This window comes from Planomonospora corallina, assembly GCF_042650625.1.
In the GTDB taxonomy this organism is placed as follows: Bacteria; Actinomycetota; Actinomycetes; order Streptosporangiales; family Streptosporangiaceae; genus Planomonospora_B; species Planomonospora_B corallina.
Genome location: NZ_JBHSBM010000075.1, coordinates 85,889 through 103,660, shown reverse-complemented (window position 1 = coordinate 103,660; position 17,772 = coordinate 85,889). Strand labels below are relative to the sequence as shown.

The window sequence follows — 17,772 nt, the reverse complement described above, 5'->3', positions numbered from 1 at the left end:
CCCCGACGTGCCGTGCACGGCGGGGAATCGGAGCCGGACGGCCGGCGGGGTGTCAGGACTTGACGGCGATCCCCCTGTAGTAGGACTTGAGGATCCTGGAGTGGCTCCAGCCGGCCTTCGCCTTGTCGCGGGAGCCCGTCTGCGACATCCAGTCACCGTCGACCCACATGCCGCACTCCGTCGTCGTCGCGCAGTACTGGGCCTGGAAGATCTTCCCGTTGCGGGTCAGCCGGGTGCGCCACGTCGCGTCCACCGCGGCGTTCGTCGCCGCCGTCGCGGAGCCGGGCTTGTACACCTGGCTGAACGTGTGGTCGTAGACGTCGAAGCACCGGCCGTCCGACGTCTTGCGCGTCGAGTGCAGCGCCCAGTACCAGCCGTAGTTCTTGACGGCGACCGCCCCCGCCCGGAGGGACTCCCTCGGCCAGTGCGACCGCCACTCGTTGGGCAGGACGTTCTTGACGTAGGTCTTGAAGTCGACCCTCTCCACCTGGTCGATGGACTTGCGGTACACCAGGATCGTCGTGGGCGGCCTGCTGTGCGTGCCGTCGGTCTTGCACTTGGTCGGCGACGCCGAGTTCATGAACCGGTGCGAGGCGTTCTGGTTCTTGAGGGCGGGCTTGAGGTTGCCCCTGGCGCCGGGCTTGAAGTCCTGGTAGACGCTGCCGCCGTAGTTGCTGTTGAAGTAGACCCGGACGGTCTTGCCGCTGCGGTTCCACACGGAGGCGGCGGAGTTCTTGATGCACTTGCCCTTGCCGTTGCCCGGGCCCTTGAAGTCGTAGCAGGTGGGCTGCTGGGTCGCGTAGTTGGCGACGGACCCGGTGAAGTCGGAGACCGACCCCTTGTTGTTGCTGTTGAAGTAGTAGCAGAACTCACCGCTCTGGCACACGCCGTCACGGCCGGCCGCCGAGGCCGGCGGAGCGGTGGCGAGCACCGCTCCACCGAGCGCCAGCACGGCGGCCGCCGCGGCGAGTCGCGAGACCGGCCGTGCGATTCGGGGAGACACGGTTACCTTCATCTTCGTCAGAGGCCGGCGCTATCGGAGGTTGTAGCCCTGGGAGGCCCAGAACGAGGCCGGGTTCGAGTTGCTCAGGACCGGGTCGCCGACACTCTTGGAGGCGAACCTCTGCCGTCCGGACCGCACCTCGACGTGGGTGTGCGCGGCCCCGCTGGACCCCACCCCGCGCCACGCCTCGTCGGCGATGACCTGGCCGCGCTTGACCGTCTGTCCCACGCGCAGGGAGGACCGCGGAGCGGTGTGCAGGTAGATCACCGTCTTGTTCGACGCGGCGTTGTAGATGGAGATCGTGGAGAGCCCTCCGCTGCCGTTGCGCCCGCGCGCGACGTAGATGACCTGACCGCTCACCAGGTTGTGGACGTCCGCGCCCACACCGCGGACGAAGTCGATGCCCTCGTGCCGGCCGGGGGTGTTGGTGTAGCCGTCGAAGCCGCAGCTGATCTGGCCGCCGGCCCTGTACAGCCCGTACGTGATGTTGACACGCCCCGGCGACGGCGACGGCGCCGACGACGGGCTGAACTGGTGCGAGGCGTTCTGGTTCTTGAGGGCGGGCTTGAGGTTGCCCCTGGCGCCGGGCTTGAAGTCCTGGTAGATGCTGCCGCCGTAGTTGCTGTTGAAGTAGACCCGGACGGTCTTGCCGCTGCGGTTCCACACGGAGGCGGCGGAGTTCTTGATGCACTTGCCCTTGCCGTTGCCCGGGCCCTTGAAGTCGTAGCAGGTCGGCTGCTGAGTCGCGTAGTTGGCGACGGACCCGGTGAAGTCGGAGACCGACCCCTTGTTGTTGCTGTTGAAGTAGTAGCAGAACTCACCGGCCTCGCACACGCCGTTGCGGCCGGCCGCCGACGCGGGCGAGGCCGGGGCGAGCGCCACTCCGCCGAGCGCCAGCGCGGCGGCCGCCGTGGCGAAGATCTTGCCAAGCGTTCCCATGGTGTTCTCCTGTATCAGTACGGCTTATCGGTACGGCTTATCGGTACGGCTTATCGGTACGGCTTATCGGTACGGCCTGGGTGCCGGATTTTCGGCGTCACCCTGTACGGCCTGGATTTCGGACGGTCAGCGGCGCCGGTACTCCTCCCAGGTGCGGATGGCCACCTTCGGACCGTCGTCCGGGCCGCGGCGGGCGAGCCCGTTCAGGCCGAGGTAGTAGTCGCCGACCTGGTGCTGGGACTGGCTGGAGAGGTCGGTGTCGCTGATGGCGACGGCGTGGATGTGCCACGGCCAGTCGGCCTGGCCGGGGGTGCGCACCCATGCCGCGAAGCCGACGCGTCGCAACGCGCGGACGGCCGCGGTGCGGGCGGCGGAGTTCATCCCCTTGACCGAGATGTCGAGGGCGCCGCCGCCGTCGTGGGTGCCCGCGGACGTGGGATCGCCGCCGGGGTTGTACGACCCCTGCAGCACCAGGAGGTCGCGGCCGAGCAACCGCTCCGCCTCGGCCAGCATGCTCCGCGTGCGGGTGTTGACGATCGTCTTGTCGACGGACACCCGGGCGCCCGGGGTGATGGCGTGGGTGACCCTGAAACGGCCGGCGCCGAGCTTGGTGAGCGATGTCCTGCCCGGCAGGCCGTTGGCGGCGAGCCTGGTGTAGCCGAGCGACTTCTGGAACTTCGCGTAGGCGGTGACGGTCGTGCTGCCGAAGTAACCGTCGACCCATTTCGCGTCGAGCAGCCTCCGGTCACGCAGCGCCCGCTCGACGAGGAGCACGCTGGCCTTGGCGCCCGGGGTCAGCGTCTCGTCAGACCGCCGGGGGTCGATCTGGGCCGCCTTGACGACGGCTTCCATGTTCACGGTCGGAAGGGTCCTGGTGTCGGCCGCCTGCGCCGCCGGCATCCCGGACGCTCCGGTCACACAAGCGACCAGGGCGGCCGTCAGAAGGCCCGTGGCGCATGAGGTCGGCTTCATCGTTTCTCCTGGTTTCGGACACTGTGGGGGGGATGTCTGCGGCACGGATCACGTTTCCGGGTCCGGCCGTGCGTCCGCAAGGAGATCCTGTTGTCAGCCTGTCCAGCAGGCTCCCCGTACAGGTGCGCTACAGGTGGACGGCCGCCTTACAGGTGCGCTACAGGTCGGCGGGCCGCCGTACAGGTCTCCGACGACGGGCGGGACGCACGGCCCGCGCCTCCAGGCCTCGCCCCGGAAGAGATCACTCCCGCTTCCGGAGCCCTATAGTCACAGCGCTGGGGTCGGTCGTCGTGCGACGGATCGACGGCCGGTCCTCCGGTGCCGGTGATCCGGGCGGTGGAACCGTCACGGCGATGTGCGCCGTGCTCTCCGGAGGAGAGGCCTCGATCACGGGTACGGTCATCCTGACCCACCGGAGTACCGTTGCCGGACGCTCCCGGAAGAGAGCCGTCCACGGTGGCGTACGGCTACGCACCCCGGAAACGGCCAATGGCGCCCGGTCCAGGGAAATCCCCTGGTCAGGCGCCCTTTCTCAAGTTCAGCGGAGAGCGTGGGACTCGAACCCACGAGAACCGTCACCGGCCCCGGCGGTTTCCAAGAGGGCTGCGGTTCCGACAGCGACATGCCTTCCCATCAGGGCGAAAGCACCTCATGCACCCTTGGCCATCAAAGATCATCCCGCATGTATCCCATGCCCCGCCCGCTATCTTGGTGCTGTGCCAGACGACGAGCGTCGCCTATCAGCCGAGGAGCAGGCTGTCATTCTGGCACTGCTCGTACAGGACTTGCCCGGCGTGCAAGAACTTCGATCCCAGGTCTCTTCGGCGGTCGTTGCCGGACGCTGCGGGTGCGGATGTGCGACCGTGGATCTCCGCCCGGGAGCAGGACCTCCCGCCCTCGACGCCCCGGTGCAGGACGGCGTGCTCGTCTCCGCCCACACACGAACACGCGGTGACGGCGTGCTGCTCTTCGTCGAACACGGGCATCTCTCGTATCTGGAGGTCTACGCCACCGAAGACGAGCCGGCCCCGCTTCCCCGGCCGGAAGACCTCGTCGTGGAGCCCGTAGGTTCCTGGTAGTGACGCCTGCCAAGACGGTCACGAGGGAACCGATGCGCGGCTCCACCAGCCTGTACCGGCATGCGAACGGTGTGATCCGGGCCTTCCCTTGGACCATCCAGACCGAGATCAGATCTCTAGCCTGATCCCGAAGCCCGATCCCGAGCGGCACTGGATGGACGCGGCTGTGAGCAGCGTCGTTTGCCTCTGCTGCAGTACCTCGACACCGCAGAGGCAGAGTGAGTCCCATGCTCGAGATCGACGGTCCCTTCTACCGGGTCAGTGAGCCCGGCTTCGAGATGCTGATCCCTCGATGGGAGGGGCACGGGCCCGAGAGCGTGGAGGAAGCCGACGCGACCATCGTCCTTCCCGACGGCACTCATCGTTACGCCACCTTCATGACTCTTGATGTCGTCGGCAGAGTCCTGGACCGCTGGAAGAGCACGGGCGAGAACCTCAACGGCCGGTACTTCTGGTGTTCCGATCTGATCATCATTCGCGAGCCGGGCTTCACCTCAATGGTCGATGCCGTGCGAGACATGATCACGACAGGAGAGATCGACAGCGCTTGCAGCATGCTCCCGCCTGACAACGAAGAACAACACGCGGATTGAAGGAGGAGGGCCTTCAATCGCTCCGTCAGCCTTCCGACCTGCCGCTTCATGTGGTTTCCCGGCCGAGTGCACCGCGGGCGATCCGTACATGTCCCGGAGCTCGGGGCGGTCCTCACGGCCGAAGCTCTCGGCGACTTGGCCCGTCCCCCTCCTGCCAGAGGACGCCTTGCCCACCACGATGCTCGATGGGCCAGGGCTGAGGAACGAGGTCCCGGGCCGCCGATCCCCCCAGCCCCGTACGGTGACCAGATCGTAAGGGCGCAACCCCGCCGTGGAGCGTCCTCTGCCGGTGGGTACGTTCACAGATCGAGTGAGGCGAGTCATGCGAGGTGGAGATGTCCGCTCGTGATCGCAGGTTGGCACGCGGGGCGTCATGGCCATTGACCCGGACAGATCTGAGGGAGATCTTGGAAGAGGACTTCCAGCACGTTCGGGAGCTGGAGTTCGTGGATAAGGTGCCTCGGGACGGCGTTTTGACGGTCAATTGGCGTCCGGGGCGTGCGGGCGGGATCCATCCGGACGTCTACGGGATTGAGCTGTCGGTTTATCCTGTCCGGTCCGAAGACCGCTCCGAGATCCGGGAGGCGCTCCGCGATGGGGTCTTGCCGGAACTACGCAGGTGGATCGCTCATGCGGTGACGGCTCCCGAGACGTGGAAGGCCGCTTCCCATTGGCGATGGTGGCAGTGGACGGAGCACCGGGCGTTCGAGGCGGAAGAGACGTCATAAGACGTTCGGCTGTGTGAGTGAAGCAGGCCGGCGCCGATCCGGCGGGTGTCGTAGGCGCTGTGCAGCGGTCAAGGCCGTGGTGGAGCGACCATGCGGGCGGTGGTACGGACCTCGCGCGGTGGCGTGATCTCCATCGCGACCCGCTGCGAGGCGTGAAGGCGGCGCGGAGATCGCCAACCGCAGGATCGAGGACGCGTTGGCCGCGTGACCGTCCACATCATGAAGGTGCCTCGGGAACACCGGGCCCCTTCTCTTTTCGCCTCACCACGAGTGCAGGCACCCGGCTCCCCGCGTCAGCCGGTCTCTGTGTTCCAGCCTTCGTCGAGTCTGGCCAGCAGCAGCCTCACACCGGCTCGATGCCCTCCGCCCCCGGACGGGTCGTCGGCGACGCGGTGCAGCATGTCCGTGGCGTCGCGGACGCGCCTCATGATTCCTTCGATGAGACCGACAGACCCGGCCGACGGGTCCATGTAGGTCCCGAACCCCGGTTCCGGGTGGAAGCATCCCCACCAGTCCAGCAGCGCGTTCAACGCCTCCTGCCGGGGTGGTCCCGGCCGTTCCCCGATCGCCTCCAGCAGCACGCTCGTCGCGGGGACGGCGGCCGGGTAGAGAGTGCCGGCGTGGTCGTTCGCGACCGCGTACCGGAGATCGGCCAGCGCTCGGGCGGCCTGCCGAGCGTCTGCGGACCGGATCAGTGCTTCCATCGCCGCTCGGGCGTCCTCCGGGAGATACCAGGCCGGCCCCGGTATCCGGTCCCAGTCCATGTGCTCCACGGCTCCCCTCCCGATTCCCAGGGCAGGATTCCCGCGCGCGACCTGGGAGAACGTCTCAAGATCCATCCCGCATATATCCCGCGAACACCGGCCGAGAGCCGCTCACGGCGGCACACGGCTGCACACCCCGGAAACGATCAACGGCGCCTCACCGAGGTGGAACCCCTGGTCAGACGCCGTTTCGCGTGCTCAGCGGAGAGCGTGGGATTCGAACCCACGAGGACCGTCACCGGCCCTAGCGGTTTTCAAGACCGCCGCCATCGTCCACTAGGCGAGCTCTCCCGGTCGGCACGCCATGGAAGACGTACCAGATTGCACCTTAGTCTCTCATGACCCGATCCGCTGGCGTCTCGCATGGTCATCCAGCGAGACGCCCGCCACACACGGATCGTCAGGACTGCGGGACGGCGAAGCCGTCGCCCACCGAGGCCGCCAACCGCAGGTAGGCGTCACGGGTGCCGGGCAGGAGTCTGTCGAGGTCGATCTCCGCGCCCTCCTCCAGGTGCGGGTCGTAGGGGATGCGGACGACCGCCCGGCAGCGGGCGGCGAAGTGCGCCTCCAGCCGGTCGAGGTCGACGGTCGACTTCGACCGGGGGCGGACGTTGCACAGCACGACCGTGGCGGCGCGGACCAGGTCCTCGTAGTGGTGCGCCTCCAGCCAGTCGAGGGTGGCCGAGGCCGCCCTGGCGCCGTCCACGGACGGGGAGCTGACCAGGACGAGCTGGTCGGCCAGGCCGAGCACGCCGGACATCGCCGAGTGGAGCAGACCGGTTCCGCAGTCGGTGATGCAGATCGAGTAGAAGTTCTCCAGGACCTGGGCCACCGCCTGGTAATCGGCGGCGCTGAAGGCCTCCGACACCGACGGATCGCGGTCGGAGGCGAGGATCTCCAGCCGGGACGGCGCCTGGGAGGTGAAGGCCCGGATGTCGACGTAGCGCTTGATCTGGGCGCGCTCGTTCAGCAGGTCGCGGACGGTGGCGGCCGTCTCCAGCTCCAGCTTGTCCGAGAGGGTGCCGCGGTCCGGGTTCGCGTCGACCGCGATCACCCGGTCGCCGCGGGCCTGGGCGAGGGTGGCGCCGAGCCCGACCGTGGTGGTGGTCTTGCCGACACCGCCCTTCAGGCTGAGTACGGCGACGCGGTGGTGGCCGGTGGCGACGGGCGTCCGGGCACGGGCGAGCAGCTCCCGGCGGCGACGGACCTCGGGGGACTCGCCCGGCTTGATGAGGCCCGCCGACGCCTTGAAGACGAACTTGCGCCAGCCTCCGGAAGGGCCGTTGCGGCGGCCCCGGAGCAGGGAGTCGGGGTCGAGGCTGTCGGCCGACGGCCTGGGCGCGCCGGTGGTCTGCTGCCGGGCCGGGGAGCCGAAGGCGGGCTGCGGCGGCGCCTGCCGCCGACGCGGCTGGTACGGCTCCCGCACCGGCTCGGCCGTTCCCCGCTCCGGGACGGGTCCCAGGTCGGAGGCTGGTCCCCGGTCGGGCGCGAAGGTCGCGTCCCGGTCCGGGGTGAAACCTCCGTCGGCCCGCACCGGTGTGTCCTGGGTGGACGCGGACGCCCTGTCCCACTCGGCGGCAGGGACGCCTCCGTGGCCGGCCGCGGGCACCGTACCGGGGAAGGACGGCCGTTCCCCCTCCGCGCCGAGGGTCGTCTCCCTGCCCCTGACGAAGGCCGTGGGCCCGCCGGAGGCGTCCTCAGGAGAGAACATCGCCTCCGCGGGCGCGTCGACGGCCGGACGGTCGGAGCCGAAGGATTCGGGCGCCTCGAGCCGGAACGGCCCCATGGGCGCAGGCGGCTGCTCTCCCTGTACGGCGAAGCGGCCGTGACCGGGGTCGGTGTCCCCTCCGGTGAACCGGTCGGCGTCCGCGTCAGAGCCACCGGAGGCGAACCGGTCCACGTCGGAACCGCCGGACCCGGGCCGGTCCGCGTCGGAACCGGCGGACCCGAACCGGTCCGCGTCGGAACCGGCGGACCCGAACCGGTCCGCGTCGGAGTTTCCGAACGCCGACCAGCCGGTGCCCGAGTCCGAGCTTCGGAAGGCCGACCAGCCGGTGCCCGAGTCCGGACCTCCGAAGGAGGACCGGTCGGCGTCCGCGTCGGTGCCGCCCAGGACGAAGCGGCCGGTGTCGGAGTCGGAACCGGGGCCGAACCCGTCCAGCGCGTAGGAGCCCGAACCGAGCTCGCCGGGGGCCGGGTCGGCCTCCTGGCGGGGCAGCGGCTTGAGCGGGGTCAGGAAACCGTCGTTGTCCTTGGGGGGACGCACGGAGGGAAGGGTGAAGGAGTTCACCGCCTCGACCGCCTCGGCCCACTCGGCGGCGTCCGCCTCCTCGATCGGCCGGTCCGCCGTGTCCTCCGCCGGAGTGTCCGCGGCGGCCGAGGGCCCGGCCTGGGAGCCGTGCTCCGGGTCGGCGGCGGCACGGAACAGCGGCGAGGAGGCCGCGTCGGTCTCCGAGGGCACCAGGCTCCACGGGTCCTGCGGGTACGGAGAACCGGCGGCGTCGTCCACCCCGGCGGTCACCTGGGCGGACACCACCGCGGGCGGTGCCTCCTCCTGCTCCTTGATCGCGTCGAGCCAGGCGAGCTGTTCCTCGAGAGATTCCTCACGATCGTGTCTTGCCACCGTGTTTCCCCCTCGGGATAGCTAAAAGGGCAGCAAACACATTGAAGGTTAACGCCCTGTGTTCTCTCCAATGCAGGCAACCACGGAGTTGGCTACCCCGGTAGCGTTGGTTGCATGCACGCGATCGTGATCGACGAGCCCGGCGGGCCGGAGGCACTCGTCTGGCGGGAGGTCCCCGATCCCCGTCCCGGGCCTGGTGAGGTCCTCATCGACGTGGTCGCCTCGGCGGTCAACCGGGCCGATCTCCTGCAGCGGCAGGGCTTCTATCCTCCTCCCTCCGGCGCTCCGCCGTACCCGGGACTGGAGTGCTCCGGGGTGGTCGCCGAGGTCGGTGCGGACGTCGAGGGATTCAGGCCGGGCGACCGGGTCTGCGCGCTGCTGGCCGGAGGCGGGTACGCCCAGCGGGTGGCCGTTCCCTGGCAGCAGGTCATGCGCGTCCCCGAGGGGGTGGACCCGGTCGAGGCGGCCGGGCTGCCCGAGGTGGCGTGCACGGTCTGGTCCAACGTCTTCATGACCGCGCGGCTGCGCAGGGGCGAGACGCTGCTCGTCCACGGCGGGGCCAGCGGGATCGGCACGTTCGCCGTGCAGCTGGCGAAGGCGTTCGGCTCGCACGTCGTCGTCACCGCGGGGTCGGCCGAGAGGATCGCCCGCTGCCTGGAGCTCGGCGCGGACGAGGGGGTGAACTACCGCGAGGAGGACTTCTCGGAGAAGGTCCGGGCCGACGTGATCCTCGACATCATCGGCGGAAAGTACCTCGCGCGGAACGTCAGGGCCCTCAAGACCGGCGGCCGGCTCGTGGTGATCGGGATGCAGGGCGGGACGAAGGGCGAGCTGGACCTGGGGATGCTGCTGGTCAAGCGGGCGTCGGTGCACGGCACCACGCTGCGCTCCCGGCCGGTCGACGAGAAGGGCGTCATCGTGCGCGGCGTCGTCGGCGACGTCTGGCCTCTGTTCGACGCGGGCGCGCTCCGGCCGGTGGTGCACGCGCGGGTGCCGATGAGCGAGGCCGCGGAGGCCCACCGGATCGTTGAGTCCGGGGAGCACGTCGGAAAGGTCCTGCTGCTGACCTGACACCGGTCATGAGCGGGCGGGATTCCCGTCCGGTTCACGCGGCGGTCCGCGATGCACCGCCGGGCGGGACATCCCGATGCTCCGTGCCTGATGCTCCGGGATGTCCCGCCCGGCGGCGGACCGTCCCCCGGGTCGCCCCGGCCCCGGCGGGCCCGGCGTCCGTCCCCGCTCCGGCGGCCGGTTCCGGCGGCCGGTTCCGGCGGCCGGTTCCGGCGGCCGGTTCTTCCGCGGACTTTCGGTAAGTTGAAGCGTATGAACGCTGAGGAAAGCACTCCCCAGATCGTGGTCGTGGGTTCCCAGGGTGGTGTCCAGCCCAAGGACGGCAACGACGAGCGGTCGATCGCGGATCTGGTCGAGCAGCCCGCCAAGGTGATGCGCATCGGCAGCATGATCCGGCAGCTCCTCGAGGAGGTCCGTGCGGCTCCTCTGGACGAGGCGAGCCGCAAGCGCCTCAAGGACATCCACCGCAGCTCCATCAAGGAGCTGGAGGACGGTCTCGCACCCGAGCTGGTCGAGGAGCTGGAGCGCCTGTCGCTCCCGTTCACCGAGGACGAGACCGGCACCCCGCCGAGCGACGCGGAGCTCCGGGTCGCCCACGCCCAGCTCGTCGGCTGGCTGGAAGGGCTGTTCCACGGGATCCAGACCACTTTGTTCGCGCAGCAGATGGCCGCCCGTGCCCAGCTCGAGAACATGCGCCGGGCGCTGCCCGGCGGCGCGGCGCTGCACCAGGAGGGGCAGCACCACTCCAGTTCCGGCCCCTACCTCTGACACCTCCCGGCACATCTCCTCATACCGCGCCGCGAGCGTCTCCACCGGGGCGGTGGAGGGCGTACGCCCTGCCGGAGGCCGCGCCTCCGGCAGGGCGCGGCAGACTCCGGCGAGACTCTCCCGACCAAGTCAGAGCGGGAGCCTCTCAGCGGGTCGGAGCGGGAGCCTCCCGACGGAGTCAGAACAGTTCTTCGATGACCCGTGCCACCCCGTCCTCGTCGTTGGCGGCGGTCACGTGGTCGACCGCCGCCAGCACCTCGGGGTGCGCGTTGGCGACGGCGTACGAGGTCCCGGCCCAGCGCAGCATCGGCAGGTCGTTGGGCATGTCGCCGAAGGCGATCACTTCGGCCGTGTCGATCCCCTGCTTCTCGACGAACGTGGCGAGGGCCGAGGCCTTCGTCACCCCGTGCGCGCTCATCTCGATCAGCGCCCGGCCGCTGGAGTGCGTGGGCGTGACCTGGTCTCCGACCAGCTCGCAGACCGTCTCGTGGAGGCGGTCGGGATCCATCTCGGGGTGCAGGGCGAGGAGTTTGGCGCACGGCCGCGAGGTGAGAGCGGCCGTGCCGACGCTGAGTCCCGCGACCGCCTGCCTGTCCCAGCTGCCGGGACGAAAGTCCGACTCGTGGGCGAACCCGTCCTCGTATTCCGCGGAGAACGTCAGGTCGGGCATCTTTTCGCGGAGCCGGACGACGACCTCTTCGAGCACCTCCGGCTGGATCAGGTGGGATTTTACGATTTTTTCGGTGTGAAGGTCGTACACGAGGGCACCGTTGGCGCATATGGCGAGACCTCTGTGGCGTACGGCGCCCGCCACGGTGTGCATCCAGCGCGGCGGGCGGCCGGTCACGAAGACCAGGACGGCGCCGGCGCTCTCCACGCGGGCGAACGCGGCGGCGGTGCGAGGTGATACCGTGCCGTCCGAACGCAGAGCGGTGCCGTCGAGGTCGGTGGCGATGAGACGGAGGCTTCGCATAACAGGTTCCAGTCTGCACTGCGGAGGCCGGTCCGGCATCCTCGGGGAGCCTTCCGGGAGCCACCCGGACAGGAATCTTCCCCATCAAGGGAACACCCGCAGGCAGGATGGTGTTAGATATGATGGCGTTGTATTAGCTGATCCCGTAGTGCATAACCAGAACCTTGCAAGTCTGAGCCACCGGGGCCCCGCTGTACGACACACTGGGGTTCACGAGGTGTGAATCCCGAAGTTTCAAATCCTGAGGGAGAGCTTTAATGGCTCAGGGAACCGTCAAGTGGTTCAACGCTGAAAAGGGCTTCGGCTTCATCGCACCGGACGGCGGTGCGCCGGACGTTTTCGTTCACTTCTCCGAGATCGTCGGCAACGGCTACCGGAGCCTCGAGGACGGCCAGCGAGTCGAGTTCGAGATCACGCAGGGCCAGAAGGGCCCGCAGGCCTCGCAGGTCCGCGGCATCTGACCACTAGACGTCTGCACCACAGACCTAGACAGCACTAGATCCGGTTCCGGAGACCCCGCCGCAGCGGTGGGTCCGGGGCCGGATATGAGGGCGAGGCATGCTTCCGGCAGGCCTCGCCCTTGTGCGTTCCCGCCCCGTCGGGCGGGCTTCTCGCTCCCGTCCTGTCAGGCGGGCTTCTTCCGGCGGCCTCCCACCGCACGGCCGGCCACACCTCCTCCCGGCGCCGGATACGGCTTGGTCACGACGGCCGGTTCCGCCGAACCCCGTGGGGTTCCGGTGCATCGATCCCGTCATGAGGTATGCGCCCGGTTCCGCTCTGGTCTGGCTCGGTCACCCCGTGACCGTGACGGCCACCTTTCTGCTGCTCGTCAACGACCACCTGCTCAAAGCGCTCTGGCCTGGTCTGATCACCGGCAAACTCAGCGACTTCGCCGGGCTGCTGGTCGCCCCGCCCCTGCTCGCCCTGGCCCGCCTCCCCGTCCCCGCCGCCATCGCCGTCACCGGCACCGGCTTCACCCTGGTCAAGACCACCGAGGCCGGCGCGGCCCTCGCCTCCCATGCCTGGACGCTCCTCGCCGGCCCCTCCCGGGTCCTGGCCGACCCCACCGACCTGGTCGCCCTGCCCGCCCTGGCCGCCGCCTGGCTCGTCTGGAAACGCTGCCGCACCGAGCAGGCCGTACGGCAGGCCCGCACCCTGCTCATCGTCCCCGTCGCCCTGATCGCCGTCACGGCCACATCCGCGGCCCCGTCTCCTCCCTCCGCGACGGCGATCTCCGTGGACGACGGGATCATCATGGTCATCGGCCACTACGACGCCGCCCCGCTCGTCTCCCGCGACGGCGGGAGGACCTGGACCGTGGAGCAGGAGGCCTACGGCACGGCGATGGCCTTGGAGTCGTCCTCCCGGACCCAGGCGTGTCTCCCGAGCGAGCCCGCGCACTGCTACCGCGTCGTCCCGCCCCGCCTGGCCGTACACGAGTCCCGCGACGGCGGGAGGGCCTGGGCCACCGCGTGGGAGATCTCCCCGGGCCGGGAGGACGTGCTGCGGCGGTACTTCTCGGGTGAGGGAGCACTGGTGGGCTCGCAGGCCGTCGCGGTGCAGGAGAGAGCGGACGGCCACGTGGTGGTCGTGGCGAACGGCAGGGACGGCATCGCCGTACGGGACACGGGCGGGACGTGGCGGCGGTTCGGTTTCGCCGGCGAGAGCCTCTCCACCGAGGCGGCGGTCCCGCTCCACGACTCGGGCGTCGACCTGACGGCCGAGAGCTCTCTCGGGTTCTTCGCCGGTCTCGTCGCTCTCCTGACCGGTGTCGCCGTCAGCCGCCGCCACCGCCCGCCGGGCGGGCACCTCGCCATAGCCGCCTATACGCTCACTCCGCTCGGCCTCTCCGTCACCGCCGCCGCCGCCCTCGGGACGGACACCGTGATCACTCCCCTGCTGATCGGAGCGGGGCTCGTATTCGGCGTGATGGGCGGGGCGTTCGCGCTGGCCACGGCGGTCTCGGCCCGCGTTCCCCCCTGGGTGTGGGCCGGTCTTCTCGCCGTCGCCGCGGTCACCACGGCCACGGTGTGGATCGTCTTCTCCGGCTGGGCCTCGGGCACCCCCGACGACCACTCGACGGCGGAGGCGCTCTCCTGGCTCGCCGCAACCGCCGGCGTGACGGCCTCGGCGCTGATCGGCTGGAGCGCACGGGCACCCGAGGGGACGGCCGGGAGAGACCCGGCCGGGTGAACGGGCCGGAGATCAGGGATGGCTGTCCCCGGGCACCGGATCGCTCCGGAAGAGGGGGTCGGCAGGGGCCGCCCCCCTCTGTGCGGGGTCCTACTTGACCGGCTCCAGGACGTCGAGGCCGACGTACGGGCGCAGGGCCTCGGGCAGCACGACCGAGCCGTCGGCCCGCTGGTGGTTCTCCAGGATGGCGACGATCCAGCGGGTGGTGGCCAGCGTGCCGTTCAGCGTGGCGGCGGCCTGCGGCTTGCCGCCGGAGTCGCGGAAGCGCACGCCCAGGCGGCGGGCCTGGAACTCGGTGCAGTTGGAGGTCGAGGTCAGCTCGCGGTAGCGGCCCTGGGTGGGGATCCACGCCTCGCAGTCGAACTTGCGGGCGGCCGAGGTGCCCAGGTCGCCGGCGGCCGTGTCGATGATGCGGTAGGGCACCTCGATCTTGGCGAGCATCTCCTTCTCCCAGGCGAGCAGGCGGAGGTGCTCCTCCTGCGCCTCCTCCGGGCGGCAGTAGGAGAACATCTCGACCTTGTCGAACTGGTGGACGCGGATGATGCCCCGGGTGTCCTTGCCGTAGGAGCCGGCCTCGCGGCGGAAGCACGACGACCAGCCCGCGTAGCGCAGCGGCAGCGACGCGCCGTCGAGGATCTCGTCGGCGTGGTAGGCCGCGAGCGGCACCTCCGAGGTGCCGACCAGGTAGAGGTCGTCCTCGGGCAGGCGGTAGATCTCCTTGTCGTGGGCCACGTGGAAGCCGGTGCCCTGCATCGCCTCGGGCTTCACCAGGACCGGGGTGATCATCGGGGTGAACCCGGCCTCGACCGCCTGCTGCATGGCCATGTTGAGCAGGCCGAGCTGGAGGCGGGCGCCGACGCCCTTGAGGAAGAAGAACCGCGAGCCGGAGACCTTGGCCCCGCGCTCCATGTCGATGGCGCCGAGCAGCTCGCCGAGCTCCAGGTGGTCCTTGGGCTCGAAGTCGAAGACCCGCGGCTCGCCGATCTGCTCCAGCACGACGTAGTCGTCCTCGCCGCCGGGCGGGGCCTGCTCGTCGACGATGTTCGGCACGGTCTCCAGGACCGACTCCAGCTCGGCGGCGAGCTTCTCGGCCTCCGCCTCGAGGGACTTGACCTGTGCCGCGAGCTCCTTGGCCCGGTCCAGCAGCGCCGTCTTCTCCTCGCCGGACGCCTTGGACACGAGCTTGCCCATGTTCTTCTGCTCTGCGCGCAGCGACTCGAACGACGACAGCGCGGAGCGGCGGCGCTCGTCCAGGTCGAGCAGCGTGTCGACGACGGCGTCGTCCTCACCGCGGGCACGCTGCGACGCCCGTAGCCGGTCGGGATCCTCACGAAGGGTACGCAGGTCAATCACAGACCCAGGCTACAGATCCACACTCCGCACCCGCACACGGATGAGGAGTGTCCGGCGGATCTTCTCGTCCCGGGCACGCGAGGCCCGGGACACGCAGGGCCCGGGGATCTCGGACGATCGGCCCCGGACGGCCGCTTCCCGCCGCCCGGCCCGGTGTCCCGCGCGGGTCCCGGCCCGGTGTCCCGCCCCGGTGTCCCGTGGGCCCGGTCCCTCTAGAGCAGGCCGCTCCTGATCCTGGTCAGCCAGGACGCGGCCTCGGTGAAGTCGGTGTCGGCCGTACCGCGCCTGATCTGCGGGGCGAGGCCGTCGGCGCGCGGGTAGCTGCCGAGGAAGCGCACGCCCGCGCAGATCCGGTGGAGGCCGGAGATCGCCTCGCCGACGCGGGCGTCGGCGACGTGGCCCTCCAGGTCGAAGTGGAAGAAGTAGTTGCCCAGGCCGTCGCCGGTGGGCCGCGACTCGATGCGGGTCAGGTTGACCCCGCGCACGGAGAACTCCGTCAGCATCTCCAGCAGCGCGCCCGGGTGGTCGTCGGAGAGGAAGGCCACCAGGGAGGTGCGGTCGGCCCCGGTAGGCTCGGGCAGCGGCCCGGGACGGGCCACCCGGATGAACCGGGTGACCGTGTCGGAGCGGTCGCCGATGTCGGAGGCCAGCTCGACCAGGCCGTAGTGCTCCCCGGCGATGCGCGCGGCGATGGCCGCGTCGTACGGCGAGCCCGGCAGGGAGACCTCCTGGGCCGCCCCCGCGGTCGACGGCGCGGCGACGACCACCGCGTCGGGCAGCTCCCGGGCGACGTAGCCGCGACACTGGGTGAGGGCCGCCGGGTGGCTGTAGACCCGCTTGATGTCTCCGATCTCCTTGCCCGGCCGGGCCAGCAGGGAGAACGCGACGGGGAGCAGCACCTCTGCGGTGATCAGCAGGGGCTCGCCCCAGGCGAGCTCGTCCAGGGTCGAGGCGATGCCGCCCTCGAGGGAGTTCTCCAGCGGGACGACGGCGCCGTCGGCCTCGCCGTGCCGGGCGGCTTCGAGCGCCGCGCTGACGTTCACGCTCGGCAGGCGCTCGGCGTCCGGCGCCAGGATCCGCAGGGCCTCCTCGGCGAAGGTGCCCTCGGGACCCAGGTAGGCGAGTTTCAGCATGTTGACAGGCTATCCGGCGGCCGTCCGAAAGGGTGCGGAGACGTCCACATCCGGCGTGCGGAATGTCCCGGAGGGGAGGAAAGCGGCGCGCCGTCGCGGCAGCCAGGACCCGAGCAGCCAGACCAGGGCCAGCGCGCCGAGCCCGAACGCGTTCTGCACGAGCTTGCCCAGGACCGGGCTGAGCACCGGGATCTCCGCGGCCTTCAGCGCCACCCCCCACCAGGGGATGGGCACCACGTAGTAGAGCCAGACGCCGGCGGCCACCCGGACCCGCACCGGGTCCCGGCCGTCGCCGGCGACCGCGCCGAGCACCACGACCACCCAGGCCAGGTGGTGGATCCAGGCGACCGGGGAGAGCAGCACGGCCATCAGCCCGGTCAGCGCGACGGCGGTCGGGGCGTCGCCGTCCAGCAGCGCCCGGCGGGCCGCCCGGAAGCCGTACCAGCCGACCAGCGCCACCAGGGCCAGCCAGACGATGGTGGTCGGGGTCTCGGGCAGGTAGAGCCGGATGAGCATGCCGCGCATCGACTGGTTGGTGGTCGCGGCGTTGGCGCCGAGCCGCTCGGGGTCGAGCAGCGCGCGGAACCAGAAGTCCGCGGCGTCGGACGGGATCACCGCGAACGGCAGCAGGGTCAGCAGCGCGGCCGTGAACGCGGCCATGGAGAAGGCACGGCGCTGCTCGGCGCGGGCCCCGGGGCCGAACCCGGTGACGAGCAGGTAGACCAGGAAGACGCCGGGGGTGAGCTTGACGGCCGTGGCCAGGCCGATGAGCATGCCGCGCGGCCAGGCCGGCCGCCGGGCCAGGCAGTCGGCGACGCAGAGCGCGACCAGCAGGATGTCCACCTGGCCGAAGCGGACCTGGTCGCGGATCGGCATCAGGTAGGTGCAGGCGACCATCAGGAACGCCAGTGCCAGCGGCGTCCAGAGCGGGCGCGGCGGCCTCCAGGGCGCTCCTCCGCCGGCCGGGCCCCCAGCCGGGCCCCCAGCCGGGCCCCCAGCCAGGCTCCCGACCGGCCCGCCGGCCGGACCCGCGGCCCGCGGCTCGGCTCCCTCTGCCTCCGCGGACCGATCCGCCGACTGATCCGCCGACCGCCCCACGGGCCGCCCCACGGGCCGGTTCACGGGCCGCCCCATGGGCCGGTTCACGGGCCGGACGCGGTCCAGGCGCTCCCAGACGGCGCGGAAGCCGTGCCGGACGGCGACCGCCAGCGTCACGAAGATCCCGGCCGTCCACACCCACTGCGCGGCCGTCCACGACATGGCGGCCAGCGGCGTGGCCAGCAGCGCCGCGATCGGCGGGTAGGTGAACGGGAGCAGCTGCGGCGCCGGCGTCCAGAAGTCGTAGACCGGCCGGCCGCTCAGGACCATCTCCCCACCGGTACGGTAAACGTCCAGGTCGACCAGGCGCTGGTCGTCGGGGTTGCCCAGCCAGTGGAGCACCAGGGGGGCCGCCGCCAGCGCGACGAGCACCGGCACCGGCAGCCACGCCCACACCGGCCGCCGTCCGGTCCCGGTCGTCTCGTCGGTCCTCACGACCAGGCAGGCTACCGTGACGCGGGAACCGGCCGCCGACGGACGAC

Annotated in this window: 15 protein-coding genes and 1 tRNA gene; 6 read left to right on the top strand and 10 right to left on the bottom strand. The window is 70.6% G+C overall.

What is annotated here, in order from left to right:
• Positions 1–52 precede the first annotated feature (52 nt).
• From ACFOWE_RS32400 to ACFOWE_RS32390, 3 genes are all read right to left on the bottom strand, one after another.
• A complete protein-coding gene (locus ACFOWE_RS32400; RefSeq protein ID WP_377294625.1) occupies positions 53–1,003 on the bottom strand; it encodes a SpoIID/LytB domain-containing protein in 951 nt (316 codons plus the stop codon).
• A 30-nt stretch (positions 1,004–1,033) separates the two neighbouring features.
• Entirely contained in the window at positions 1,034–1,942 is a 909-nt protein-coding gene (locus ACFOWE_RS32395) for a peptidase inhibitor family I36 protein (protein WP_377294623.1), read from the bottom strand.
• A 126-nt stretch (positions 1,943–2,068) separates the two neighbouring features.
• Positions 2,069–2,794 carry a peptidoglycan-binding domain-containing protein gene (locus ACFOWE_RS32390; protein ID WP_377294802.1) on the bottom strand — a complete coding sequence of 242 codons (726 nt, stop codon included), beginning with the start codon at positions 2,792–2,794 and terminating at the stop codon, positions 2,069–2,071.
• Positions 2,795–3,630: 836 nt separating this feature from the next.
• Here ACFOWE_RS32390 and ACFOWE_RS32385 point away from each other — a divergent pair.
• Together ACFOWE_RS32385 and ACFOWE_RS32380 are read left to right on the top strand one after the other, a co-directional pair.
• Positions 3,631–3,993, top strand: coding sequence for a hypothetical protein (locus ACFOWE_RS32385; protein ID WP_377294621.1), 363 nt, complete (start codon positions 3,631–3,633; stop codon positions 3,991–3,993).
• A 227-nt stretch (positions 3,994–4,220) separates the two neighbouring features.
• Positions 4,221–4,586, top strand: a complete 366-nt coding sequence (locus ACFOWE_RS32380; RefSeq protein ID WP_377294619.1) for a hypothetical protein — start codon at positions 4,221–4,223, stop codon at positions 4,584–4,586.
• Between the two features lie 1,021 nt (positions 4,587–5,607).
• Here ACFOWE_RS32380 and ACFOWE_RS32375 read toward each other — a convergent pair.
• The 3 genes from ACFOWE_RS32375 to ACFOWE_RS32365 all read right to left on the bottom strand — a co-directional run bounded on the left by ACFOWE_RS32375 (position 5,608) and on the right by ACFOWE_RS32365 (position 8,701).
• A complete protein-coding gene (locus ACFOWE_RS32375) occupies positions 5,608–6,018 on the bottom strand; it encodes a hypothetical protein (protein WP_377294617.1) in 411 nt (136 codons plus the stop codon).
• Positions 6,019–6,280: 262 nt separating this feature from the next.
• Positions 6,281–6,369 (bottom strand) — tRNA-Ser (locus ACFOWE_RS32370).
• Between the two features lie 109 nt (positions 6,370–6,478).
• Entirely contained in the window at positions 6,479–8,701 is a 2,223-nt protein-coding gene (locus tag ACFOWE_RS32365; RefSeq protein WP_377294615.1) for a nucleotide-binding protein, read from the bottom strand.
• Positions 8,702–8,815: 114 nt separating this feature from the next.
• Here ACFOWE_RS32365 and ACFOWE_RS32360 point away from each other — a divergent pair, with 114 nt between their 5' ends.
• A complete protein-coding gene (locus ACFOWE_RS32360; protein WP_377294613.1) occupies positions 8,816–9,772 on the top strand; it encodes an NAD(P)H-quinone oxidoreductase in 957 nt (318 codons plus the stop codon).
• A 252-nt stretch (positions 9,773–10,024) separates the two neighbouring features.
• Positions 10,025–10,540 (top strand): bacterial proteasome activator family protein, encoded by a 516-nt coding sequence (locus tag ACFOWE_RS32355; protein WP_377294611.1) that lies wholly within the window; start codon positions 10,025–10,027, stop codon positions 10,538–10,540.
• A gap of 178 nt (positions 10,541–10,718) precedes the next feature.
• Here ACFOWE_RS32355 and ACFOWE_RS32350 read toward each other — a convergent pair whose 3' ends face one another.
• Complete coding sequence (locus ACFOWE_RS32350) at positions 10,719–11,513, bottom strand: Cof-type HAD-IIB family hydrolase (protein WP_377294609.1); 795 nt, start codon at positions 11,511–11,513, stop codon at positions 10,719–10,721.
• Between the two features lie 257 nt (positions 11,514–11,770).
• Between ACFOWE_RS32350 and ACFOWE_RS32345 the strand changes: the two genes are divergently transcribed.
• The gene (locus ACFOWE_RS32345; protein WP_184937277.1) at positions 11,771–11,974 is read left to right on the top strand and encodes a cold-shock protein; all 204 of its coding nucleotides are present in this window, start codon (positions 11,771–11,773) and stop codon (positions 11,972–11,974) included.
• Between the two features lie 343 nt (positions 11,975–12,317).
• Positions 12,318–13,706 carry a hypothetical protein gene (locus ACFOWE_RS32340; protein WP_377294607.1) on the top strand — a complete coding sequence of 463 codons (1,389 nt, stop codon included), beginning with the start codon at positions 12,318–12,320 and terminating at the stop codon, positions 13,704–13,706.
• A 90-nt stretch (positions 13,707–13,796) separates the two neighbouring features.
• Here ACFOWE_RS32340 and serS read toward each other — a convergent pair whose 3' ends face one another.
• From serS to ACFOWE_RS32325, 3 genes are all read right to left on the bottom strand, one after another.
• Complete coding sequence (gene serS / locus ACFOWE_RS32335; protein ID WP_377294605.1) at positions 13,797–15,059, bottom strand: serine--tRNA ligase; 1,263 nt, start codon at positions 15,057–15,059, stop codon at positions 13,797–13,799.
• A 212-nt stretch (positions 15,060–15,271) separates the two neighbouring features.
• Complete coding sequence (gene pheA, locus ACFOWE_RS32330) at positions 15,272–16,192, bottom strand: prephenate dehydratase (protein WP_377294603.1); 921 nt, start codon at positions 16,190–16,192, stop codon at positions 15,272–15,274.
• 9 nt (positions 16,193–16,201) lie between these two features.
• Entirely contained in the window at positions 16,202–17,725 is a 1,524-nt protein-coding gene (locus tag ACFOWE_RS32325) for a glycosyltransferase family 87 protein (protein ID WP_377294601.1), read from the bottom strand.
• Positions 17,726–17,772 lie beyond the last annotated feature (47 nt).